The organism is Burkholderia sp. Ed8, from assembly GCF_040761425.1.
GTDB lineage: Bacteria > Pseudomonadota > Gammaproteobacteria > Burkholderiales > Burkholderiaceae > Burkholderia > Burkholderia seminalis.
Genome location: NZ_CP142885.1, coordinates 2,700,729 through 2,724,845, shown reverse-complemented (window position 1 = coordinate 2,724,845; position 24,117 = coordinate 2,700,729). Strand labels below are relative to the sequence as shown.

Here is a 24,117-nt window from a genome sequence, read left to right as displayed (position 1 = left end):
GGCAGTGCGCAATCGGTTACATGCGGCCGCGCAGCGGCCGCGCCGGCATGGCTGGAGCACCCGACATTTTCACGGAGAAATCGTCGTTGCCACGGACGGCGCCGCCTGCCGAACGCATGCGGCGTGGGAATGGGCCGCCGATGCCGTGAAGCGAGCGGCGGCCACGGCAAGCTTCAATCGACCGTCGACGACATGCGCGCGCGGCCGTGGGCATCCGCCGCATCGCGCACGCGGATCGCCGCCTGCATGCCGGACAGCTTCAGTTCGGTTTCCTGATACTCGTTGACAGGATCGGAGTCGGCGACGATGCCGCAGCCCGCGAACAGCCGGCACGCGCCGCCTTCGATCAGCGCCGAACGCAGCGCGACGATGAAGTCGCCGTTGCCGTGCGCATCGATCCAGCCGATCGGTGCCGCGTACCAGCCGCGATCGAAGCCTTCATGTGCGCGGATATGGTCGAGTGCCGGCGCGCGCGGATGGCCGGCGACGGCGGGCGTCGGGTGCAGCGCCGCGACGACCTGGAGCAGCGTTGCGTCCGCATGCAGCGTGGCGCGGATCGGCGTGCTCAGGTGCTGCAGTTTCGGCAGCCGGTGCAGCGACGGGCGCTCGGGCACGTCGAGCATGCGCGACAGCGGCGTCAGCGCGGCGCGGATCGCGTCGACGACGAGCGCGTGTTCGAGCCGTTCCTTCGCGGAGCCCAGCAGCGCGGCGCCGAGCGCGCGGTCGTCGTCGGGCGTGGCGCCGCGCCGGATCGTCCCGGCGAGCGCATGCGTGCGCACGTCGCCGGCCGCGACCCGCGCGAGCCGTTCCGGCGTGGCGCCGACGAAGCATGCATTTGCGCGACGGATGGCGAACAGGTGGGCATGCGCGTCGCGTTGGCGGAGCCTGCGCAGCAGCGGCGCGATCGCGACGGGCCGCGCGTACTGGTCGAGCACGTCGCGGGCGAGCACGACCTTGCCGAACGCGCCGCCGCGTATCGCGTCCACCGCGCGCCGGACTTCGCGCTGCCATTCGCTTGCCTGTAGTGCCTGCGTGTGCAGCAGGTGGGATGCATCGTCGTCGTGGGCGGCGGCGAGTGCGCCGAGCGACTCGATTCGTGCAAGACACGCATGCGCGAGCGCGGCCGGATCGTCGTGCGCGGCGACGACGTGCTGGCAGACCGCCCAGTGCGCTTCGCCTTCACGCACGATCAGCAGCGTGGCCACCGTCATGCTCGCGTCGGGAAACGACGCCCAGTGCACGCTGCGCGCCCCATGCGAATCGAACCGGAAGCCGCCGACGACGCGCGGCGGCTGCGGGCCGGCCGTCACCGCGCCGCGAACCAGCGTGCGCCAGCGCGCGTCGATCTGCGCGAAGCGCGTATCGCCCGTGGCGTTCAGCTCGAGCGCGCGGTCCCAGCCGAACAGCGTGACGGACGCGTCGCCGGCTTCGTGAAAGAACCACGGCGTGACGCCGTCGTCCCAGGCCGCGATCAGGTCGAAGAAGTCGAGCGGCCGCAGCGGCACCGACACCGAGGCGAGCGTCGGCTCGCCGGTGGCGGCGGCGCGTCGGGCGGCACGCGCGAACGTGTCGTGCAGCAGCGGAAGGCCGGCGTTCATGCGAGCCCCCGCTGTTGCCGCCAGTACTGCGTTTGCTGGGCGATGTACCACGCGATCAGCCCGGCGAACAGCGACTCGACGTAGTCGGCGTCGAGGCCGGCCTGTTCGGCCCAGCGGCGCCGGTCGGGCAGCATCGCGGCCACCCGTTCCGGCGCGGCGATGCTCGCTTCGTCGGGCTTGAAGCGCGACGCGGCCTTCACGTATTGCATGCGCCGGCCGAGCGCGTCGATGATGTCGGCGTCCAGGCGATCGATGGCGTCGCGAATGTCGGGAAGCCCCCTGCAGGCGTCCGGTGCTTTCATGTGTACTCCTTTCCGTAACGAAGGGACTGGTCGATCCGTTCGACCAGATGCGCGATCACCGCCGGGTATTGGTGCCGCAGGTAGAAGTGGTCGCCGTCGAACGTCTCGATGCGGATCGGGCGCGCCGCGACGTCCTGCCACGCATGCGCTTCGTCGCGGTCGAGTTCGGTATCGGCGAGCGGATGCATCACGCCGAGCGGCGCATCGATGCGTGGCGGCCGGTCGCGCCGGTACGTCTCGATCGCGCGATAGTCGTCGCGGATCATCGGCAGGTAGATCGCACGCATTTCCGGATCGGCGAGCAGCGCGGCGTGTTCGCCGGACAGCCGGGCGACATCGCCTGCGAGCGCGTCGTCGGATTGCAGGTGCAGATTCGACAGGCGCTGGCGATGCGGCGGCGGCAGCGCGGAGACGGCCACGTAAAGCGGCGCGGCGCCGCGTGCTTCGAGCCGTAACGCGACCTCGTACGCGAGCGCCGCGCCGAGGCTGTGCCCGAACAGCACGAGCGGCGCGTGCGCATAGCGTTGCAGGGCATCGGTCGCGGGGCCGGCGAGTGCCTCGATCGACTGCAGGCACGGTTCGCCGAAGCGCTCCTCGCGGCCCGGATACTGCAGCGCGAGCAGATCGACGTCCCACGGCAGCGCACGGCTCCAGTTGCGAAAGAAATTCGCGGTGCCGCCCGCGTGCGGGAAGCACACGAGTTGCGCCCGTGCGCACGGCGACAGCCGCAGCTCGCGGATCCAGTTCGAACCGGTCGGGCGCGCGATCATGCGGCGGCCGCCTGCAACTGGCGGCGCAGCAGCTCGCGCAGCGATTTCTTGCTGGTCTTGCCGATGCCGGTTTCCGGGAAACGCGGCATGAACTCGATACGGTCGGGAATCTTGAAGGCCGCGAGTCCGCAATCGCGCAGGTAGCGTTTCAGCACCAGCCTGGACGGTGCAGGCGCGCGCGCGACGACGAACGCGCACGTACGCTCGCCGAGCAGCGTGTCGGGCATTGCGACGACTGCCGCGTCGTGCACCTGCGGATGCGCGAGCAGCAGGTTCTCGACTTCCTCGGCCGACACTTTCTCGCCGCCGCGGTTGATCTGGTCCTTGTCGCGGCCCTCGACGACGAGGTCGCCGTCCGCGGTGCGCCGCACGCGATCGCCGCTGCGGTAGAAGCCGTCGGCCGTGAACGCCGTTGCGTCGTGGTCGGCGAGCCGGTAATAACCGCGTATCGTGTACGGGCCGCGTACCTCAAGCTCGCCGATCTCGCCGGGCGCGACCGGTTCGCCGGCTTCGTCGACGATGCGCACTTCATCGGCATCCGATACGGGGCGCCCCTGCGTACGCGCGATGCGTTCGGGCGAATCGTCGAGCCGCGTGCAGCAGATGAGCCCTTCGGCCATCCCGAACACCTGCTGCAGCCGGCAGCCGAGCACGGGCGTCACGCGCGCGGCCGCGTGGTCCATCAGCCGCGCGCCGCCGACCTGCAGCACGCGCAGACTCGACAGGTCGGCCTGCCGTTGCGGTTGCTCGTCGAGCCACAGCAGCGCGAGCGGCGGCACGAGCGCGGTATGCGTGACGCGTTCCCGCGCGATCAGCGCGAAACTCTGTTCGGGCTCGGGCCGGCCGGTCGTGACCACGCGGCCGCCCGCGAGCAGCGCACCGATCGTGCCGGGGCAGCACAGCGTGAAGTTGTGCGCCATCGGCAGCGCGGCGAGATACACGGTGTCGGCACCGAAGCCGCTTGCGGCGCTGCATGCGCGCACGTTGTACAGGTATTCGCGATGGCGGCGCGGAATCAGTTTCGGCGTGCCGGTCGTGCCGCCCGACAGCTGGAAGCAGGCGATGTCGTCGGCGCGCGCCGCGCATTCGAGTACGGGCGGCGCGTCATACAGCGCGTCGAACGACGTGAACGCGTGATCGTCGCCGGCCATCACCACGTGCGCGAGCGTCGGGCAGTCGGCCTGCAACGCGGCCGCGAGCGGGCGGCAGTCGAAATCGCCGAGTTGCGACGCACCGAGATAGGCGCGCGCGCCGGCAAAGCGGCAGAACGCGCCGATCTCGTAGTGGCGGTGCGCGGGCAGCGCGAGCACCGGCCGCACGCCGAGCTGGAACAGCGCGAAGCACGTCTCGATGAAGCGCGCGCCGTTCGGCAAATGGACGACGACCGCGTCGCCGCGCGTCAGGCCGAGCCGAGCGAGGCCGCCCGCGAGTCGCCGGATGCGCGCCAGCAGGTCGCGATAACCGAGCCGGCAGGCGCCGTCAACGACGGCGAGCGCGTCGGGATGGCGCCGCGCACACGCATCGAGCGCGTCGAAGAACGTCGTGTCCTGCCAGTAGCCGGCGTCGCGGTAGCGGCGCGCGACGTCGTCGGGCCAGTCGGGCGCGTCGGCCGGCACGGCCGGCGCCAGGGAGGGAAGGGAGGATTGCATGCGCAGACCTTGGGTTCCGGCAAGTTGTCAAAAAATGTAAATGAGAGGTATTATCATTTGGAACACGCGCCGCGATAGCGTCGTTTCTTTTGATATCGCGGCAATTTCATTCGATCGGGCGTCCGTTGCGCGGCGCCCGCGCGGTCCGGCCGGACAATCGGCCGGTTGCCGCCGGCGCGCGCCGGTCCGCGCGTGCCGCCTAACCAACGGACCCTCCGATGAGCTCGACCTCCTTCGCTTCGTCACGACGTCACCCGCCGGTGCTCGTGCCCGGCAACCATCCGGGCGTGGTGCACGTCGATGCGGGCATGAAACTCATGAGCGGCACGCTGTGCTCGGACAGCCGCGACTGGTACGAGGAGCCGCTCGAAAAAGGGCTGAAGCTCGTCCTCGTGCAGAGCGGACAGTTGCGCTGCCGCGTGCCCGGCCAGCCCGAGCAGTGCATCAAGGGGCCGGGCCTGTGCGTGATCGCCAACGACGGCGAGTTCACGACGCACCAGATCTACGATCGCGACGTGCCGCTGCGCTACACGATCGTGCAGCTCGGCCTCGACGCGCTCGACCGCAACCTGAGCCTGCTGCCGGAAAAGATGCTCGCGCCGACGGGCGGCGATCCGCGCATCGTCAGTTGCCCGGCGTCGAAGGCGCTGCAGGCGCTCGCGGTGCAGATCGCCACCTGCCCGTTCGAGGGCGCGGTGCGCGAGTACTACCTGAAGGCGAAGGCGTTCGAGCTGACCGCGCTGAGCGCGCAGCTGCTCGCGACGCAGCGGCAGTTCGCGCCGGCCGACGTGCGCGTCACGTCGTCGGATGTCGAGCGCGTGTATGCGGCGAGCGACATCCTGACGCGCGAGCTCCAGCATCCGCCGACGCTCGACGCGCTCGCGGGCCGCGTCGGGATGAATTCGCGCAAGCTGACGGCCGGATTCCGCAAGGTGTTCGGCACGAGCGTGTATGCGTACCTGCAGGAATACCGGCTGCGGACCGCGCACGCGATGCTGTGCGCGGAGGACGCGAACGTGTCGACCGTCGCGTATCGCGTCGGCTACAGTCCCGCGCATTTTTCGATCGCGTTCCGCAAGCGCTACGGCATTTCGCCGAGCGATATTCGCGCGTCGTCGAACGCGATCGACGACGACGAACTGACGAGCGCGGCAATCTAAAACAACTGACCGGCAGCCTAAAGGAATCGACCGGGCACATGGGAGTGAATGAGATAGATTCTCATTCACGGGTGGCCGCCACCGCGCGGATCCGCCATCGAACGACCCATACAAGGCGTGCCCATGAGCCAGACCGTTGTCGATTCCCGTATCGACCATTCCGATCCTTCCTGTTGTTCCTCCACTGACTTTCGCTCGCAGCTCGTTGCGTTGATCGCCGGGCTGCTCGACGAATCCGTCGATGAAATCGCATCGCTCGACGATGACGAGGACCTGCTGAGCTGCGGCCTCGATTCGATCCGGCTGATGTATCTGCAGACGCGCGTGAACCGTCTCGGTTACGCGCTGACGTTCGATGCGCTCGCGCGCACGCCGACGCTCGGCGCGTGGGCCGCGTTGCTGGCGAATGCGCCGCGTGTCGCGCGGCCGGCTCCCGACGTCGCGGGCGAGGATGTCGACGTGCACGCGCCGTTCGACCTGTCCGCGGTGCAGCAGGCGTACTGGCTCGGCCGCGGCGACGGCGAAGTGCTCGGCAACGTGAGCTGCCACGCGTTTCTGGAATTCCGCAGCCAGGCGCTCGATCCCGTTCGTCTCGACGCGGCGTGCCGGCGTGTGCGCGAGCGTCATCCGATGCTGCGCGCACGCTTCGCCGGCGGTCGTCAGCAGATCCTCGCGGCATCGGACGCGCCGGTGCTCGCGCATGCGGACTGGCGCGGCAAGACGGCCGCCGACGCGGAAACCGAATGGGCGTCGCTGCGCGCGTTCCGGTCGCACGAATGTCTCGATGTCGAGCACGCGCAGGTCTTCATGATGGGGCTCGTGCAGATGCCCGGCGGCGAGGATCGCGTGTGGTTGAGTGTCGACCTGCTCGCGGCCGACGTGGACAGCGTGCGGCTGCTGATGCAGGAGATCGGTGTCGCGTATGCCGAACCGTCGGCGTTGCCCGACGCGCCGTCGACGTGGTTCCCGGCCTGGCTCGCGCGTCGCGCGGCCGATACGCGCGACGCGCGGGCCGCGGCGCGCGATGCATGGCACGCAAAGCTCGCGACGCTGCCGGAAGGGCCGGCGCTGCCGCTGGCCCGCGCGCCGGAAGCGATCCGCGCGCCGCGCTTCAGCCGCATCGCCCACACGCTGAGCACGGACGAGCTTGCGCGCCTGCAGGCGCGGGCCGCGCAGCATGGCGTGACGCTGTCGTCGGTGTTCGGCGCGGCGTTTGCCGCGGTGCTCGCACGCTGGAGCGGCCGCCATGCGTTCCTGCTCAACGTGCCGCTGTTCGACCGGCATGGCGACGCACCCGATCTCGGCCGCGTGATCGCCGATTTCACGACGCTGCTGCTCGTCGAATGCGACGTGCAGGCCGACGCGAGCGCGGCCGATGCGGTGCGCGTTTTCCAGCAGCGGCTGCACGGCGCGATCGCGCACGCCGCGTATCCGGCGCTCGACGTGCTGCGCGATGCGCGCCGGCAGGGCACGCCGCGCGCGGCGCCCGTCGTGTTCTCGTGCAATCTCGGCGACGCGCCGTTCGTGCCCGAGGCGTTCGCGCGCGTGTTCGGCGATCTGCACGACATGATTTCGCAGACGCCGCAGGTGTGGCTCGATCATCAGCTCTATCGCGTGCCGGACGGCGCGCTGCTCGCGTGGGACAGCGTCGACGGCCTGTTTCCGGACGGGATGGTCGACGCGATGTTCGGCGCGTACGTCACGCTCGTACAGGCGCTGTGCGATCGCGACTGGCGGCTGCCGATCGCGGTCGAATTGCCGTCCGCGCAGCGTCGGGTGCGCGAGGCGCTCAACGCGCAGCCCGCGCCCGGCCGGCCGCGCACGCTGCATCGCGATTTCTTCGCCGGGGCCGCGCGCGAACCGGCGGCGGTCGCGTTGCGGTGCGGCGGGCAGGTCGTGACGCGCGGCGAACTGGCCGCGCAGGCGCTCGCGATCGCGGGCGGGTTGCGCGCGGCCGGGATCGGGCACGGCGATGCCGTCGAGATCAGCCTGCCGCGCGGGCCGGCGCAGGTCTCTGCCGTGTTCGGCGTACTGGCCGCCGGCGCGTGCTACGTCCCGCTCGACATCGCGCAGCCGGCCGCGCGCAAGGCGCTGATCGAGCGCGCGGCGGGCGTGAAAGCCGTGATCGGCGACACGGCGCGCACGGATGCGCCGGTGCCGCATTGGAGCATCGCCGCACTGATGCGGCATGCGCCGCTGGCCGCACCGCTCGCGGTCGCGCCGCGGGCCACGGCGTACGTGATCTATACGTCCGGCTCGACGGGCGTGCCGAAGGGTGTCGAGATGACGCACGCGGCGGCGGTCAACACGATCGATGCGATCGACGCGCTGCTCGGCGTGAGTGCGGACGACCGGTTGCTCGCGGTGTCGGCGCTCGACTTCGACCTGTCGGTGTACGACCTGTTCGGCGTGCTGGGCGCGGGTGCCGAACTCGTGCTGCCCACGCAGGACGACGCGCGCGACGCGGCGCGCTGGATCGAACTGATTGCGCAGCATCGCGTGACGCTATGGAATTCGGCGCCCGCGCTGCTCGAAATGGCGCTGGCCGTGCCGGTCGCGAAAGACGCGTGCCGCAGCGTGCGTGCGGCGCTGCTGTCCGGCGACTGGATCGCGCTCGACCTGCCGGCGCGCCTGCGCGAGCGCTGCGGCGACGCATGCGCATTCCACGCGCTCGGCGGCGCGACCGAAGCCGGCATCTGGTCGAACGTGCAGACGGTACGCGACGTGCCGCCGCACTGGCGCTCGATTCCATACGGCCGGCCGTTGCCGGGGCAGGCCTGGCGCGTGGTCGACGCCGACGGCCGCGACGCCCCCGATTACGTGCCGGGCGAACTGCTGATCGGCGGCGACAGTCTTGCGCGCGGCTACCGCAACGATCCCGGGCTGACCGCGCAGCGTTTCGTGCAGCATGCGTCGGGCCGCTGGTATCGCACCGGCGATCGCGGCCGTTACTGGCCGGACGGGACGCTCGAATTCCTGGGGCGCGAGGACCGGCAGGTGAAGGTGCGCGGGCACCGGATCGAACTGGGCGAGATCGAAGCGGCACTGGCCGCGCATCCGCGGATCGATGGCGCGTGTGCCAGTGTCGCGAACGGCGAAGTCGCGCGCATCGTCGCGGCGTTCGTGCCGGCCGATTGCGTGGCCGATGCGGCGCCGTCGCCGCTCGCGGATGCGGGCACGGCCGATACGGTTCAGGCGGAAGCGGCCGTTGCACGCGTCGTCGCCGATCGGCTGATCGACGGCGGCGCGAGCCTGCCGCCGTCGCTGCATGCGCGCCGGCACGCGACAGGCGATGCGTCGATCTCGATCGACGCCGCGCTCGATCGGCTCGGCTGGCATGCAACCGACCTGGACGACCTGACGGCGGCGCTGCGCGCGCTCGCAGCCGATCCCGATACCGTCGCGCAGCGCGTGGCGCTCGATCCGCGCGTCGCGCCGCTTGCATTCGCGACGCGCTTGCCGGACGGCGCTCGTGTGCTGCGCGAGTTTGCTGGCGCGCTCGATGCACAGGCTGCTGCATGCACGGACGCGATGCGGGTCGCGGTGCTCGATGCCCGCGCCGGGCAATCGTTCGACGCGGGCCTCGACGTGCTCGACGATCCGCGTTTCGACGTGACGCTGTTCGACGTGTCGCCGGGTCTGCTGCACACCGCGCAGGCACGCTTCACGCGAACGAGGCCCGCGCTTCAGGCGCTGCAGGACGCCCTGCTGCCCGCGCGTCATCTCGGCGCATTCGACTGCGTGATCAGTTTCGCCGCGGCACACCTGCGCGACGATCCGCGCGATACGTTCAGGATCGCGGCCGCGTTGCTGGCGCGGGATGGCCGTTTGCTGTTCGCCGACGTGCTGCGCGACTCGCCGTTGCGCGAACTCGTCGCGAGCGTGACGGGCGATGCCTCGTTGCCGCGGCCGTTCACGACCGAGGCGATCGCCGCTGCCGCGCAGGCGAGCGGCTTCACGCCCGACTCCCGAAGCTGGTATTCGACCGCGTTTGCATGCCTCGACGCGCGTCGTGTCGGCGAATCGGCGACGCAAGCGGTGCTGGCAGACTGGCTGCGCGACCGGCTGCCGGACGCGATGCGCCCTGACGCACTGTGGTGCCTGCCGCGCTGGCCGCTCAACGCGAACGGCAAGATCGACCGGCGCGCGGTGGGCGACGCGCTTGCGCGCGCGCTCGGCGACGCGCCGGCCGCGCATGACGCGTTCGTGCCGGCAAACGAACGGCATGCGACGCTGCTCGCGTGCTGGGAGCAGGCGCTCGGCTGCCGGGCGAACGCCCGCGACGCCACGTTCTTCGCGCTCGGCGGCGACAGTCTGCTGGCGACGCGCCTGCTCGCGCAATTGCGCGAACGGCTCGGCGCGCGGATCGGGATGGCCGCGTTCTACCGCGATCCGACGCTCGCCGGTCTTGCCGCCCAGCTCGACGATGTGGCGCCGGCGGTCACGGCGGACGGCAGCGCATCGGTCGCGACGATCGAGGAGGGCGTGCTGTGAGCTTCGACGACGTACTCGATCTCTGCCGCGAACGGCAGATCGAATTGTGGTGCGACGACGGCGGTCAGCTGCGCTATCGCGCACCGGCCGGCGCGCTCGACGCGGACCTGGCCGCGCGCATCAAGGCCGAACGCGACGCGTTCGTCCGCTTCCTGCGGGGCGGCGCGTGGCGCGGCGATCCGGCGCGCCAGCATGAACGGTTTGCGCTGACGCCGGTACAGGCCGCGTACGTGCTCGGCCGGCACGAGTCGTTCGAGTTCGGCGGCAGCGCATGCCATCTGTACGTCGAATACGACGAGCGGCAGGATCTCGACTGCGTGCGCTTCGAGGCCGCGTGGAATGCGTGCGTGGCGCGGCATCCGATGCTGCGCGCGATCGTCGAGGACAACGCATGGCAGCGCGTGCTGCCCGACGTGCCGTGGCAGCGGCTCACGGTGCACGACCTGCGCGACGGCGATGCGCACGCATTCGACGCGCACGTGCAGCGGGTACGCGAGCGGCTCGACCACGCGGTCCATGCGCTCGACCGCTGGCCCGTGCTGCAGCCCGAAGTGAGCCTCGGGCCGGATGGCGCGCTGCTGCACCTGTCCGTCGATTTCACGCTGATCGACTACGCGAGCCTGCAACTGCTGCTTGCCGAATGGCGGCGCCGTTACGACGATCCGCAATGGCAGCCGGCGCCGCTCGACGCGACGTTTCGCGACTATGTGGCTCACGAGGCGCAGGCCGGCACGGGGGCCGATCATGCGCGCGACAAGGCCTGGTGGCTCGCGCGCATCGACGATCTGCCGGCGCGCCCCGATCTGCCGGTCGTGCCCGCGATGCGCACCGACGCCCGTCCGCGTTTCACGCATCGCCATGCGCGGCTTGACCGCGCGCAATGGGCCGCGCTGAGCGGCCATGCAAGCCGTTTCGGGCTGAGTGCGGCGAGCGTCGCGCTGGCCGCGTTCGCGGAAGTCGTCGGCCGCTGGAGCCAGTCGCCGGCGTTCTGCCTGAACCTGACGGTGCTGAACCGTCCGCCGGTGCATCCGCGCATCGACGCGGTGCTCGGCGATTTCACCGCGTTGAGCCTGCTCGCCGTCGACGTGACGCAAGGGGGCGATTTCATCGCGCGCGCGCGTACGATCGGTGCGCGGATGTTCGACGATCTCGACCATCGCGCATTCACCGGCGTCGACGTGATGCGCGAACTCGCGCGGCGGCGCGGCAAGGAGGCGGCGCTGATGCCGGTCGTGTTCACGAGCGGCATCGGCAGCGTCGGCCGCTTGCTCGGCGAGCAGGCGGGCCGGGCGGAACCGCCGCGCTACATGATCAGCCAGACGCCGCAGGTGTGGCTCGACTGCCAGGTGACCGACCAGTTCGGCGGGCTGGAGATCGGCTGGGACGTGCGGGACGATCTGTTTCCCGAAGGCTTGCCGACCGCGATGTTCGACGCGTACGTCGCGCTGCTGGGCCGGCTTGCCGACGATGCCGGATGGTGGTCGCGTGCGGGCGACATCGTGCTGCCGTGCGCCGCGCCCGTTGCCGACGTGCATCCGGACACGGAGACGCATATCGCGGCCGGGTTTGCCGCGCAGGCGCTGCGCACGCCCGATGCGCCGGTCGTGATCGACGCGCAGGGCGCCCGCACGTACCGCGATGTCGCGCAACATGCGGCGGCGCTGCGTACCGCGCTCGAACAGGCCGGCGTCGGCGTGGGCGACACGGTGGCGGTGCTGATGCCGAAGTGCGCGCACCAGCTCGCGGCCGTGCTCGCGATCGTCCAGGCGGGCGCCGCATACGTGCCGGTCGACAGCCGCCAGCCGGCGTTGCGCCGGCAGGCGATCCTGCGCAATGCGCGGGTGCGCGCGGTCGTGAGCGTACGGGCGCTGGAGTTCGAGCATGAAGGATGCGTGCGCATCGATGCCGATGCGTTGCCCGCCGATCCGCAATGGCCGCCGCGCGCCGCGTGCGACGTCGACGGCGCGGCGCTGGCCTACGTGATCTACACGTCGGGCTCCACCGGCGAACCGAAGGGCGTGATGCTGAGCCACGCGGCAGTGTGCAACACGCTCGCCGACATCAACGCACGCCATGCGGTCGGTGCGGGCGATGTGGTACTCGGCCTGGCCGAACTGAGCTTCGACTTGTCCGTCTACGACTTCTTCGGCGCGACCGCGCGCGGTGCGTGCGTCGTGCTGCCCGACCCCGCGCGCGGTCACGATCCGTCGCACTGGGCGGCGTTGATGGCACGTCATGCGGTGACGGTGTGGAACTCGGTGCCCGCACAAGGGCAGATGCTGATCGATTACCTCGAGGGCGAACCGGCGCTCGACGTGCCGGGCCCGCGCCGCGTGCTGTGGTCGGGCGACTGGATTCCGGTGACGCTGCCGGCCCGCTGGTGGAAACGCTGGCCCGACAGCGCGCTGTTCAGTCTCGGCGGCGCGACCGAAGCGTCGATCTGGTCGATCGAGCATCCGATCCGCCCGGAGGACACGCAGCTCGCCAGCATTCCGTACGGCCGCGCGCTGACCGGGCAGACGATGGAAGTGCTCGACGTGCTTGGCCGGCCGTGCCCGCCCGGCGTGCGCGGCGAGATCCATATCGGCGGCGTCGGGCTCGCGACGGGCTATGCGAACGATCCCGCGCGAACGGCCGAACGTTTCATCCGTCATCGCGACGGGCGCCGGCTCTATCGCACCGGCGATCTCGGCCGCGTGCGCGCCGACGGTTCGCTCGAATTCCTCGGCCGGCAGGACGATCAGGTGAAGATCCGCGGTTACCGGATCGAGCTGGCCGAGATCGATGCGGCGCTGACCGCGCATCCGCTGGTCGGCGCGGCCGCGACGATCGTGCTCGGCGAGGGCGCCGAGCGCCGGCTGGCGAGCTTCGTGTCGCTGCAGGGTGCGACGCCTGACCCGTCGGCGCACGACCCCGCCCTTCACGAGATCGCGGCACCGGTACGCGCTGCGTTCGACGCCGTGCGCTGGCCCGCGCAAGCGGACGTGGCGCGGTCGGTCGAGCAACTCGAAACGGCATGCGTGGCGTCGCTGGCCGCGTGGATCGTACCGGCAGGCGGCTTGACGGCCGACGACGCAACCGGTTTCGCGACGCTGTGCGAGCGGCTGCGCGTGCCGCCGGCGCGGCAGCATCTGCTGCGCCACTGGCTCGCGATGCTCGTGACGCACGGCGTGCTGCACGCGGATGCCGAAGGCGGCTGGCGTAGACGGTCCGACGCCAGCCATGCCGACGCGCACGCATGCTGGGATGCGTTCGCGCTGCATGCATCGCCCGAGCTGTGGCCGCCGGTCCTCATCGACTACTTCCGCGACAGCGCGGGCTGCCTGGACGTACAGGTGGACGGCACGGTTTCGCCGGCCGGCCTGATGTTCCCCGAAGGCGCGTCGCATATCGCCGAAGCGATGTACAGCAACGGCGAACACGCGCATGCGCTGCATCGCGGGATGGCGCAAGCCGTGCGCGAGATCGTCGCGCGCGAGCCGCGCCGTATGTGGCGCATCCTCGAGATCGGCGCGGGAACGGCCGCCGCGACGCGCGCGATCGTGGATGCGCTCGCGCCGCTGGTCGAAGCGGGCACGCGGATCGACTACCTGTTCAGCGACGTGTCGAGCTACTTTCTCGCGGCCGCGCGCGAGCGCTTCGCCGCGTATCCGTGGATGCGGTTCGTGCGTTTCGACTTGAATGCAGCGCTCGACGCGCAGGGCATCGCGCCGCATTCGATCGACATGACGATCAGCTCCGGCGCGCTGAACAACGCGCGCGACACGGTTGCACTGATCGCCGGATTGCGCGCGCTGTCGGCGGCCGATGCATGGTGGGTGATCCAGGAACTGACGGCCGAGCATCCGGAGATCAGCATCAGCCAGGGGCTGATGATGGAGACGCCGCGCGATGCGCGGGCCGGGTCGTGCCGGCTGTTCGTACCGCGCGCGCAGTGGCTCGAATGGCTGCAGGGGGACGACGGCGATCGCGCACTCGGCTGCGTGACGGCCGGCTCGCCGCTCGACGCGCTGGGCTACGACATCCTGCTCGCGCACGTGAAGCGCGGCGCGGCCCGCATCGCGCCGGATGCGCTGCTGTCGTTCGTTGCCGAGCGCGTGCCGGGCTACATGGTGCCGTCGCAACTGCGCGTGCTCGAGCGACTGCCCGTGACCGCGAACGGCAAGATCGACCGCCGGACGCTGGCCGGCATTGCCGACATTCGCGAGCCGGAACCGGCGGCGGTTCGGCCGGCGCAGACACCCGCCGCCGATCCGCTGCTGGCGCGATTGATCGGATGGTGGGAGACGGTGCTCGATACGCGCAACGTCACGCCGGATCAGGATTTCTTCGCCGCCGGCGGCGATTCGCTGCTGATCGCGCAACTCGTGTCGCGGCTGCGTGGCGAGGAGCCGCTCGCGCAGGCGCATCCGTTCGACCGGCTGCTGCGCTGGGTGCTCGCGCAGCCGACGCCGGCGGCGTTCGCCCGTTGCCTGCGCGAAGCGCAGACGCAACCGTCGGCCGCCGTATCGCCGGCCGGCGCGGCCGCACCGCGCGCGATGCAGCCGTCGTCCGTCGTCCACGCACCCGCGCCGCGCGTGCGCGCCGACGTGCGGCCGATTCCGCTCGCGCCGGGCGACGGCGTGCCGCGCGTGATCGTGCACGAAGGGCTCGGCACCGTGCATGCCTATCGTCCGGCACTGCCGGCACTCGCGCGGCTCGGCCCGGTGCTCGGCTTCGCGGTGCGCGACGCGCAGGACTATCTCGACCTGCCGGCGCGTCACCTGAACGCGACGCTCGGCCGGCGCTATGCGGATGCGCTGTGGCGCAGCGGCGTGCGCGAGGTCGACGTGCTCGGCTACTGCTCGGGCGGGCTCGTCGCACTCGAAATGGCGAAATCGCTGGTGCAGCTCGGCGTCGCGGTGCGCACGCTCGACATCGTGTCGAGCTACCGCATTCCCTACCTGATCGAGGACGAACGGCTCGTGCTGTTCAACTTCGCGGCGACGCTCGGGCTGCCGCTCGACGCGCTCGGCTTTCCGGAAACGTACGTGCTCGCCGATGCGCTCGCCGACGCGTTGAAGGCCGACACCACGCGGCTCGCGCCCGGCAGCCTGCAGGCGCAGCTCGAGATCTTCGGCGATCGCTGCGAGCCGCTCGACGAGTTGCGCCGGCGCGTGCTGCGCGCGGCGGCCGGCCTGTCGATGCAGGACGACGTCGCGCATCCGCTGCTCGACGAGCGCGAACGGCTGTACCGGCTCTTCATGCATTCCGTGCAGGCGAGCCATTGGGCCGGCGATGCGCCGTATGCGGGCGCATTGCGGCTGTTCGTGCCCGAGCGCTGCAACCCGCTGATTCCGCAGCAGCGCGCGGCGCTCACCGAGTACTGGACGGCGCAGGCGCTCGGCGGCATCACGGCCGCCGACATCCCCGGCGGTCATTTCGACTGCCTGAACGCCGCGTTCGTCGACACCCGCCTGAAGGAGGCACGATGAAGGTTCACCCGCTGCCGGTCGTCGTGGCCGGCTCCCGCTTCGGCCAGTTCTACGCGGCGGGCCTCGCGGCGTCCGGTTCGTATCGCGTCGCGGGCTTGCTCGGCCGCGGCAGCGCGCGTACCGCCGCACTGGCCGCCCGCGTCGGCGCACCGGTGTTCGATTGCCCGGAGGCGCTGCCGGACGACGTGCGTGTCGCCTGCGTCGCGGTGGGCGGCGCGGCGCGCGGCGCGGAAGGGGCCGCGCTCGCGTGCCGGCTGCTCGAACGCGGGATCGACGTCGTGATCGAGCATCCGCTGCTGCCCGACGAATGGGATACCGTGCTGCGCGCCGCGTCGCGCCACGGCCGCCGCTGCCTGCTGAACAGCTTCTATCCGAACCTGCCCGTCGTCGCGCGCTTCATCGCGGTCGCGCGCCGCTTGCGCGACACGAGTGCTCCCGTGCACGCGGACGTCGTGTGCTCGGTGCAGGCGAGCTACGCGGCGCTCGACGTGCTGGCGGCCGCGCTGCAGGGCGTCGGGCCCTGGTCGGTCGAGCCGATCGGGCCGGCGCTGTCGTCGATGCGCGAATGCGCGATGGTGCTGGCCGAAACGCCGGTATCGCTGCGCGTGCACAACGAGATGGCGGCGGCCGACGACGGCCGCATGAGCCTGTTGTTCGGCATCACGCTGACGACGGACGCCGGCACCTGGACGCTCGCCTCGCCGCACGGGCCGCTGTGGTGGGCGCCCGCGCTGCGCGAACCGGCGATGGCCGAGGACGGGCTGTTCCCGATCTTCGGCGACTCGGCGGGCGATGACATGCCGAGCCTCCAGATCTGCGACGACGCGCAGGACACGTGGGGCGAGATTCATTCGCGCTGCTGGCCGCAGGCGGCCGTGCGCGCGGTCGACCGGCTCGTGTCCGGGGAAGGGCTGCCGGCGCATAACCAGCGCAGCATCGACGTGACGCGCGTCTGGCAGCAGTTGACCGCGCAACTCGGCTTCCCGGCGCAGCCGCCGGGCGATGCGTGCGCGGCGACGCTCGGCATGCTGCTGGAGCGTGCCGCATGAAGGGGCCGTTGCGTTCGATGTTGCGGCCGTTTGCCGTGCCGCTCGCGGCGGCGGTCGTGTTGCAGGCGCTCGCGGGTGTCGCGTCGCTCGTGCCATGGCTCGCGCTCGCCCGGATCGCCGACGCATGGCGCGGGTCGCAGGCGCTCGACGCGACGGCACGCGGCTGGCTCGTCGCGGCCGTGGTCGCCGGCGTGTGCTGGCTCGGCGGCCAGACGGTCGCGCTGCACCTGACGCATCGCGTCGACGCCGATCTGGGCGATCGCTTGCGCAAGCGGCTCGCCGATCATCTGCAGCGTTTGCCGCTCGGCTGGTTCGCCCGCGCGGGCAGCGATCGTGTCGCGCGTCACGTCGATCAGGACGTGCGCGCGCTGCACCAGCTCGTCGCGCATGCGCCGGCCGACGTCACGCAGCTCGTCGTCGTGCCGTGCGCGGCGCTGGCGAGCCTGCTTTACCTGAATCCCGCACTGCTCGCGTTTGCACTGGTGCCGCTTCTGGCCGGCGCCGCGCTGTTCCGCTGGATGCGGTCGGCGCGGTTCGCGCCGGCCGTCGCGGCACGCAACACGGCGCTCGAAACCCTGATGGGCGACTATGCGCAACTCGCGCAGAACCCGGCGCTCGTGCGGCAGTATCCGGGCGCGGGCATCGAGGCGGCCGCGCTGGCGTCGACCGCGCGTTTCGATCGGACATTTTCGGCATGGGTCGGCCGCGTCGGCGGGCCCGGCGCCTGCACGCAGGTGCTGCTCGGCACGCCGTTTCTGCTCGCCTGGGTCGTGTTCGGCGCGACGTGGCTGACGGCCGGCCGGTTGCCGGTCGGCGAACTGTGCGCGTTCGCGCTGTTGATCTGGGCGGTCGCGGCGCCGGTGCGCGCGCTCGGCCATGGCGCCGATGCATTGCGCGAAGCGCGCGCGGCCGCCGCGCGCCTGGCTGCGTTGCTCGCGCAGCCAGGCCTGTCCGAGCCCGCCGACGGCGCGGCGCAGGTGCCGCGCGATGCGTCGGTCGAACTGCGCGGCGTGAGTGTCGACCTCGACGGCACGCCGATCCTGCACGACATCGACGCGACGATCGCGGCCGGCGCGGTCACTGCGATCGTCGGGCCGTCGGGCGCGGGCAAGAGCACGCTGCTGATGCTGCTCGCGCGCTTCATGGATCCGGATCGCGGCACGGTGCGGCTCGGCGGTGCCGATCTGCGGCTGCTCGCGCCGGATACGCGGCGTGCGCAGGTCGCGATGGTGTTCCAGCAAGCCACCGCGCTCGACGTGTCGATTGCCGCGAACATCGCGCTCTACCGGCCCGATGCCGATCGCGACGCGATTCGCGCCGCCGCGCGCGCGGCCTGTCTCGACGAACGCATCGACGCGTTGCCGGGCGGCTACGACTGCGTGTGCGGGCGTGACGTGCGTTTGTCCGGCGGCGAACTGCAACGCCTGTCGATCGCGCGCGCGCTGCTGTCGCCCGCGCCGTTGCTGCTGCTCGACGAACCGGGCTCGGCGCTCGATCCGCAAACCGCGCGCGCGTTGCGCAATGCGCTGCGCGGCGACCGGCGCACGCGCGTGATCGTCAGCCACGATCTCGACGCGATCCGGCACGCGGACCAGATCCTCGTGATGGATCGCGGCCGCATCGTCGAGCGCGGCACGCATGCCGCGCTGCTGGCCGCGCGCGGCCTGTATGCGCGGCTGTGGCGCGAACGCGATGCCGCGGGCGAGGAGGCCGCACGATGATGAAGTCGCTCAAACGTTTGCAGTGTCTGCCGCCCGAAACCCGCCGCGCGCTGCGGCGCGGTGTCGGCTGGGCGGTGGCCGCCGCGCTGCTCGACGGCGCCTGCGGGCTGCTGCTCGTGCCGCTGATCCGCGCGTGGTTTGCCGGCGCGCATGCGGCCGCACTGCGCTGGACGATCGCGCTCGGCGCGCTGACGCTGTGCCACGCGCTCGTGATGTACGTCGCGCAACGCGGCGGCTATCGCGCGGGCGGCGCGCTCGCGGCCGGGCTCGTCGATCGCCTCGTGCGGCACCTGCCGCGCATCGCGTCCCGGCAGGCCGTGCGCGACAGTCATCCGGCCGGGCTGCTGCGCGGCCCGGTCATGCAGGCAATGGGGATGCCCGCGCACCTGCTGGGGCCGCTGATCGCCGCGGTCGTCACGCCGCTCGCGGTCGTCGCGGGGCTCGCGTGGATCGACTGGCGCATCGCGTCGTGCCTCGCGGCCGCGGCCGTGCTGCTGTTCGCGCTGCTCGAACGCGGCGGCACGCGCACGCTCGCGTTCGAGCAGGCGCGCGCGGCCGGCGAGCGCGACATGGCCGTGCAGCTCCAGACCTTCGCCGCGCATCAGGGGCTGCTGCGCTTCGCGGGCCGCGAGGGCGACGCGCGCGCGGCGTTGCAGCGCGCGTTCGACGAGCAGCATCGCCGCACGCGTGCGCTGATGCGGCGCTCGCTGCCGATCGAGCTGGGTTTCGCGGGCGCGGTGCAGGGCGTGTTCGTCGCGATGCTGCTGGGCGGCACGTGGGCCGTCGCGGCGGGCCGGCTCGATGCGGCGACGGCCGTCGCGGTGCTCGTGCTGCTCGTGCGCTTCATCGAGCCGCTTGCGCACCTCACGCAGCTCGACCAGGCGCTGCGCGGCGGCTGGCGCGCGCTCGACACGGTGCTCGCGGTGCTGCACGCGCCGCGTTTCGACAGCCCCGAGCGCGGCACGCCGGTACGCGATGCGAGCGTCGACGCGATGCGTGTCGGCTACCGGTCCGCCAGCGGCGCAACGCTGCTCGACGGCATCGACCTCCATTGCCCGGCCGGCGGTTTCGTCGCGATCGTCGGCCCGACGGGCGCCGGCAAGAGCACGCTGCTCGGCCTGCTCGCGCGGCTCGACGATCCGGGCACCGGGCGCGTGCTGCTCGGCCGCGCCGACGTGCGGCACCTGAGCGAAGCGACGCTCGCGGCGACGCGCAACCTCGTGTTCCAGGACAACGCGCTGTTTCGCGGCAGCCTTGCATGGAACGTGCGGATGGGGCGTCCGGACGCGACCGACGCCGAACTGCGCGCCGCGCTGGACGCGGTCGGCCTGCTGCGCGACGCCGAGCGGCTGCCGGACGGGCTCGACACCGACGTCGGGCCCGGCGGCCAGCTGCTGTCCGGCGGGCAGCGCCAGCGAGCCTGCCTCGCACGTGCGTTGCTGGCGCGGGCACCGGTGCTGATGTTCGACGAGCCGACCGCGAGCCTCGACGAATTCGGCGCGCGGCGCGTGCGCGACAGCCTCGTCGCGCTGCGCGGGCAGCGCACGCGCATCGTCGTCACGCACCAGCCGGCGCTCGCGGCGGCCGCCGATACGATCGTCGTGCTCGAGGGGGGCCGCGTACGGGCGACCGGCACGCATGCGCAGCTCGTGGAAGCGGATGCGTGGTACGCGACCTTCGCCCGCGCGGGACGCCCGCACGACGACGCATCGTATGTCGGCGCAGGCGCAGGCGCAGGTCAGGAAGCCCGGCCGGCCGAATCCGCACACTGACGTGAACAATGCGGGCCGCCGTGCCCGGAATCGATAGGAAAAGCCCCTCGATCGAAAAATCGCCTGCCGGTTCTATTTGATAATGAGAATGATTATCAAATACGGGGGCGTGATGCGGTACGAGGTACGGGAACCTGGGAGATCGGTGATGAAGGGCGCGCACGTCGCCCGTTCGGGGCGGCGGCGCTGGCGGCCGTCGCTGTATCTCGGCCTGCTGATCGCGGCGCATCCGGCGGCCGCGTTCGCCGAGACGGCGCCGCCGGCCGGCACGGAGATCCGGAAGGAAGCGGCCGCCGCACAGCCGGCGGCGAGCGAGCTGAAGGCAATTTCGGTGAACGCGTCGCGCGGCGTGGCCGACGATCCGTCGGTCGCGACGGTCGGCAAGCTGCCGCTCGCATTGCGGGAGATTCCGCAGTCGGTCAGCGTGACGACGCGCGAGCGGATCGAGCAGCAGAACCTGTATTCGCTCGACGAGGTGATGCAGCAGTCGGCCGGTGTGACCGTGCAGCCGTACGTGTTGCTGACCACCGCGTATTTCGTGCGCGGCTTCAAGGTCGACTCGTTCGAATTCGACGGCGTGCCGGTCGTGATCGGCGACATGGCGAGCGCGCCGCAGGACATGTCGGTGTACGAGCGCGTGGAAATCCTGCGTGGCGCGAACGGGCTGCTGCACGGCTCGGGCAATCCGGCCGCGACGGTCAACCTGGTGCGCAAGCGGCCGCAGTACCGGTTCTCCGCGAACGCGTCCGTGAGCATCGGCAGCTGGGACCGCTATCGCGCGGAAGCCGACATCGGCGGACCGCTCAACGCGGCCGGCACCGTACGCAGCCGGCTCGTCGCCGCATACGAGGATCGTCACTTCTTCTACGACCACGCGAAGCAGGACACGCGTTCGATCTACAGCGTCACGGAAGTCGACCTGACGCGCGACTCGCTGCTCACGTTCGGCGCGCAGTACCAGACGACGTCGTCGATTCCCGACATGTCCGGCGTGCCGATGGCGCGCGACGGGTCGAGCCTCGGCCTGTCGCGCTCGACGTTCCTCGACACCGCATGGGGCCGCTTCAACTGGGACACGACGCGCGCATTCGCGTCGGTCGAGCAGAAGCTCGGCGCCGGCTGGAAAGCGAAAGTGAGCGGCGAGTACCAGAGCGTGCGCTCGGACCTGAAGTACGCGGGCTCGTTCGGCGCGATCGATCCGGCGACCGGCGCGGGCGGCCGGCTGACGGGCAGCGCGTACCAGTTCAGCAGCTACAGCCGCAGCCTCGACGCGAACGTGCAGGGCCCCGTGCATGCGTTCGGGCTCACGCACGACCTGCTGTTCGGCATCACCTACGCGAACAGCAGCAGCGGGCAGATGACGGCGCCGCTGCTCGGCAACGTGTCGGGTACGCCGGTGAACGTGTACCGCTGGAACCCGGGCAGCGTGCCCGAGCCCGGCATCGGGCCGTACCAGCAGTCGCAGCAGAACGACATTTCGCAGAAGGGCGTCTACGGGCTCGGCCGCATCAAGCTCGCGGAACCCGTCACGCTCGTGCTCGGCGGCCGGATGAGCTGGTGGAACCAGGACAGCCTCGGCGCGCACTACAACACCGGTCACCAGTTCACGCCTTACGGCGGTCTGATCTGGGATTTCGCGCGCGACTGGTCGTGGTACGCGAGCTACGCGGAAGTGTTCCAGCCGCAGACCAAGTTGATGTGGGGCGGCGGCATCCTGACGCCGGTGAAGGGGCGCACCTACGAGACGGGCGTGAAGGGCGAACTGGCCGGCGGCAAGCTCAACGTGTCGCTCGCGGCGTTCCGCATCGATCTCGACAACAACCCGCAGGTCGACATCGCGCATCCGTGCGCGGGGCCGAGCTGCTATTACGTGAACGGCGGCAGCGTGCGCAGCCAGGGCTTCGAGTTCGAGGCGAACGGCCGCATCACGCCGTGGTGGAGCGTGTGGGCGAGCTACACGTACGACACGATGCGCTACGCGGACAACCTCGCGAACGCGGGCACGTTCGCGCCGCTGCTGAACCCGCGCCACCTGTTCCGACTGTGGACCAACTATGACCTGCCGTGGCAGGAGCGGCGCTGGAGCGTCGGCGGCGGCCTGCAGGTGCAGAGCAGCTACTCGGCGCAGGCCAACGGCGTGACGATGAGCCAGGGCGGCTACGCGCTCGCGAGCGTGCGGCTCGGCTACCGCTACGACAAGCACTGGAGCGCCGCGCTCAACGTCAACAACCTGTTCGACCGCCAGTATTACCTGAGCCTGAGCCAGCCGGGCTGGAACAACCGCTACGGAGAACCGCGCAACGTGATGCTGACCGTGCGCGGGCAGTTCTGATGGCGCCCGGCTGGGGCACGCGCTCGGCGATCGCGATCGGCGGCGTGCTGCCGGGCGCGGTGGCGCTCGCGGTCACGCTGGCCCGTCATTACCCGGCCGACGGCCTGAACCGGCTCTATGCGGCCGTGTTGCTGACGTTCGCCGCGAGCGTGGCCGCGCTGCTGTGGATGCTCGTCGCGCCCGGGCCGCGGCAGGCGGTGTGGCGCGCGGGTGTGTGGCTCGCGGTGCTGGTGCCGTGCGCGCTGTTCTGGGGAGGGCGCTGACATGGAGGCGTCGTCGCGTTCGCGCTGGCGCGCGCTGCATCGCGGCGCCGGCGCGCTGTTCGGCACGGTGCTGTTCGTCGTGCTGTTCAGCGGCACCTGGAGTCTCGCGTTCGATTCGATGCAGGGCTGGTGGCGGCCGCCGCCGGTGGCGGTCGCGCGGCCGGCGTTGCCGCTCGATGCGCTCGTCGCGCGCGCGGCGGCACACGGTGTTGCGTTGCGCGACGTGCGCATCGTGCTGCCGCGGCCGGACGATCCGGCGATCCGGTTCTGCGATGCGCGCCAGGCGTGCACGCTGGCGCTCGATCCGGCGACGGGCGCGCCGCTGCCCGACGCGGGAAGGGCGAGGTTGATCGTCACGCTGCACAAGACGCTGTTCGCCGGTTTCCCCGGCCGCATCTTCGTCAGCCTGTGGGGCATCGTGCTGCTCGTGCTCGTCGTCGCGGGCGTGGTCGTGCATCGCCGCCGCTGGCCCGATGCGGCACGCGTCCGGCGCGGCCACGGGTTGCGCGTCGCGCTGTTCGACCTGCATGCGTGGATCGGCCTGTGGGGGACGCCGTGGCTCGTGCTGTTCGCGTTCACCGGCGCGTTGTCGGGGCTCGGCGCGCTCGGCACGGTGTCGCTCGCGGGCATTGCGTATCCGGGGCAGCCGCAGCGCGCGTTCGCCGAACTGCTCGGCGGGCCGCCGCCCGCCGAGGCCGGCGGCCCGTGGCAGCACGCGCCCGATCTCGACGCGCTGTTGCGGCGCGATGCGGCGCGCAGGCCGGACTTCCGGCGCGAAGCCGTCGCGCTGCATCGCTGGGGCGACGCGAACGCGACCGTCGAGATTGCCGGCACGACCGCGGGGCTGCCGAGTACGGCGGTGTTCGAGCGTCACCTGTATCGCGCGGCGGACGGGCAATGGCTCGCGGATGCGACGTCGCGCGGTCGCGGCTTCTGGCTGCGCGCATTCATCGCGGTGCAGCCGCTGCATTTCGCGCAATACGGCTGGGTCGGTGCGGCGGGCGGTGTGCTGCGCGCGCTTCATTTCCTGATGGGGCTTGCTGCGTGCGTGTTGTGCGCGACGGGCTTGCATCTGTGGATCGAGCGGCGGCGCGCGCAGCGCGATCGCTCGGCAAGCGTGCTGGCCGCCGTCGCGGTGGGCGCATGCGGCGGGCTCGTGCTCGCGGGCGGAGTCCTGCTGTTTGCCGGGCGCGCGTTGCCCGACGGCGTGCACGTCGACCATGCGCTCGCGATGCTGTTCTGGGCCGTGTGGGCCGGTGCGATTGCGGTCGCGGCCCGGGCGGCCGATCGGGCGGCATGGCTGCGCGTGCTGATGCGTGCGGCCGGCGCCGCTTACGGGCTGGCCGGCGCGACGCATTGCGCACTCGCGCTGCTGGGCGCGGGCGCACCCGTGTACGGGTGGATCGACGCGGCACTCGTCGTATTCGGCGTGTTGCTGCTGCGTGCCGCCCGCCGTCCGCGGCGCGATGCGATGCCGGCCGCACGCGTGCCGGCCGGCGTCGAACCTTTTTAACCTCATGCAACTGGAGACTT

General features: G+C 71.4%; 13 protein-coding genes. 9 read left to right on the top strand and 4 right to left on the bottom strand.

Annotated features, from left to right (window positions below):
• Positions 1 to 173: 173 nt before the first annotated feature.
• Genes VXM69_RS12390 through VXM69_RS12375 form a run of 4 tightly spaced genes read right to left on the bottom strand, consistent with a single transcriptional unit; the run spans position 174 to position 4,319 of the window.
• Positions 174 to 1,598: an isochorismate synthase gene (locus VXM69_RS12390; protein ID WP_124607639.1), complete on the bottom strand. Its 1,425-nt coding sequence runs from the start codon at positions 1,596 to 1,598 to the stop codon at positions 174 to 176.
• Positions 1,595 to 1,900 carry an isochorismate lyase gene (locus VXM69_RS12385; protein ID WP_367188686.1) on the bottom strand — a complete coding sequence of 102 codons (306 nt, stop codon included), beginning with the start codon at positions 1,898 to 1,900 and terminating at the stop codon, positions 1,595 to 1,597. The genes VXM69_RS12390 and VXM69_RS12385 overlap by 4 nt, the downstream gene beginning before the upstream one ends.
• On the bottom strand, positions 1,897 to 2,670 hold the full coding sequence (locus VXM69_RS12380) for an alpha/beta fold hydrolase (RefSeq protein WP_034186170.1): 774 nt from the start codon (positions 2,668 to 2,670) through the stop codon (positions 1,897 to 1,899). The genes VXM69_RS12385 and VXM69_RS12380 overlap by 4 nt, the downstream gene beginning before the upstream one ends.
• Positions 2,667 to 4,319, bottom strand: coding sequence for a (2,3-dihydroxybenzoyl)adenylate synthase (locus VXM69_RS12375; protein ID WP_069705455.1), 1,653 nt, complete (start codon positions 4,317 to 4,319; stop codon positions 2,667 to 2,669). Before VXM69_RS12375 ends, VXM69_RS12380 begins: the two co-directional genes overlap by 4 nt.
• A 218-nt stretch (positions 4,320 to 4,537) precedes the next feature.
• Here VXM69_RS12375 and VXM69_RS12370 point away from each other — a divergent pair, with 218 nt between their 5' ends.
• From VXM69_RS12370 to VXM69_RS12330, 9 genes are all read left to right on the top strand, one after another.
• On the top strand, positions 4,538 to 5,479 hold the full coding sequence (locus VXM69_RS12370; protein WP_367188685.1) for a helix-turn-helix transcriptional regulator: 942 nt from the start codon (positions 4,538 to 4,540) through the stop codon (positions 5,477 to 5,479).
• Between the two features lie 123 nt (positions 5,480 to 5,602).
• Positions 5,603 to 9,973, top strand: a complete 4,371-nt coding sequence (locus VXM69_RS12365; RefSeq protein WP_367188684.1) for an amino acid adenylation domain-containing protein — start codon at positions 5,603 to 5,605, stop codon at positions 9,971 to 9,973.
• Positions 9,970 to 15,447 carry an amino acid adenylation domain-containing protein gene (locus VXM69_RS12360; protein WP_367188683.1) on the top strand — a complete coding sequence of 1,826 codons (5,478 nt, stop codon included), beginning with the start codon at positions 9,970 to 9,972 and terminating at the stop codon, positions 15,445 to 15,447. The genes VXM69_RS12365 and VXM69_RS12360 overlap by 4 nt, the downstream gene beginning before the upstream one ends.
• The gene (locus VXM69_RS12355) at positions 15,444 to 16,496 is read left to right on the top strand and encodes a Gfo/Idh/MocA family oxidoreductase (protein WP_059556864.1); all 1,053 of its coding nucleotides are present in this window, start codon (positions 15,444 to 15,446) and stop codon (positions 16,494 to 16,496) included. Before VXM69_RS12360 ends, VXM69_RS12355 begins: the two co-directional genes overlap by 4 nt.
• Positions 16,493 to 18,217 carry an ABC transporter ATP-binding protein gene (locus VXM69_RS12350; RefSeq protein ID WP_367188682.1) on the top strand — a complete coding sequence of 575 codons (1,725 nt, stop codon included), beginning with the start codon at positions 16,493 to 16,495 and terminating at the stop codon, positions 18,215 to 18,217. The genes VXM69_RS12355 and VXM69_RS12350 overlap by 4 nt, the downstream gene beginning before the upstream one ends.
• A complete protein-coding gene (locus VXM69_RS12345; protein WP_367188681.1) occupies positions 18,214 to 19,989 on the top strand; it encodes an ABC transporter ATP-binding protein in 1,776 nt (591 codons plus the stop codon). Before VXM69_RS12350 ends, VXM69_RS12345 begins: the two co-directional genes overlap by 4 nt.
• A 211-nt stretch (positions 19,990 to 20,200) precedes the next feature.
• Complete coding sequence (locus VXM69_RS12340) at positions 20,201 to 22,321, top strand: TonB-dependent siderophore receptor (protein WP_367189240.1); 2,121 nt, start codon at positions 20,201 to 20,203, stop codon at positions 22,319 to 22,321.
• Positions 22,321 to 22,584 carry a hypothetical protein gene (locus VXM69_RS12335; RefSeq protein WP_124607646.1) on the top strand — a complete coding sequence of 88 codons (264 nt, stop codon included), beginning with the start codon at positions 22,321 to 22,323 and terminating at the stop codon, positions 22,582 to 22,584. Before VXM69_RS12340 ends, VXM69_RS12335 begins: the two co-directional genes overlap by 1 nt.
• A gap of 1 nt (position 22,585) precedes the next feature.
• On the top strand, positions 22,586 to 24,097 hold the full coding sequence (locus VXM69_RS12330; protein WP_367188680.1) for a PepSY-associated TM helix domain-containing protein: 1,512 nt from the start codon (positions 22,586 to 22,588) through the stop codon (positions 24,095 to 24,097).
• Positions 24,098 to 24,117 lie beyond the last annotated feature (20 nt).

Excerpts from the sequence above, each read along its gene's own strand:
- VXM69_RS12375 (WP_069705455.1), bottom strand. The coding sequence starts at position 4,319 with ATGCAATCCTCCCTTCCCTCCCTGGCGCCGGCCGTGCCGGCCGACGCG.
- VXM69_RS12330 (WP_367188680.1), top strand. The coding sequence starts at position 22,586 with ATGGAGGCGTCGTCGCGTTCGCGCTGGCGCGCGCTGCATCGCGGCGCC.
- VXM69_RS12390 (WP_124607639.1), bottom strand. The coding sequence starts at position 1,598 with ATGAACGCCGGCCTTCCGCTGCTGCACGACACGTTCGCGCGTGCCGCC.
- VXM69_RS12365 (WP_367188684.1), top strand. The coding sequence starts at position 5,603 with ATGAGCCAGACCGTTGTCGATTCCCGTATCGACCATTCCGATCCTTCC.
- VXM69_RS12370 (WP_367188685.1), top strand. The coding sequence starts at position 4,538 with ATGAGCTCGACCTCCTTCGCTTCGTCACGACGTCACCCGCCGGTGCTC.
- VXM69_RS12385 (WP_367188686.1), bottom strand. The coding sequence starts at position 1,900 with ATGAAAGCACCGGACGCCTGCAGGGGGCTTCCCGACATTCGCGACGCC.
- VXM69_RS12355 (WP_059556864.1), top strand. The coding sequence starts at position 15,444 with ATGAAGGTTCACCCGCTGCCGGTCGTCGTGGCCGGCTCCCGCTTCGGC.
- VXM69_RS12335 (WP_124607646.1), top strand. The coding sequence starts at position 22,321 with ATGGCGCCCGGCTGGGGCACGCGCTCGGCGATCGCGATCGGCGGCGTG.
- VXM69_RS12345 (WP_367188681.1), top strand. The coding sequence starts at position 18,214 with ATGATGAAGTCGCTCAAACGTTTGCAGTGTCTGCCGCCCGAAACCCGC.
- VXM69_RS12350 (WP_367188682.1), top strand. The coding sequence starts at position 16,493 with ATGAAGGGGCCGTTGCGTTCGATGTTGCGGCCGTTTGCCGTGCCGCTC.
- VXM69_RS12380 (WP_034186170.1), bottom strand. The coding sequence starts at position 2,670 with ATGATCGCGCGCCCGACCGGTTCGAACTGGATCCGCGAGCTGCGGCTG.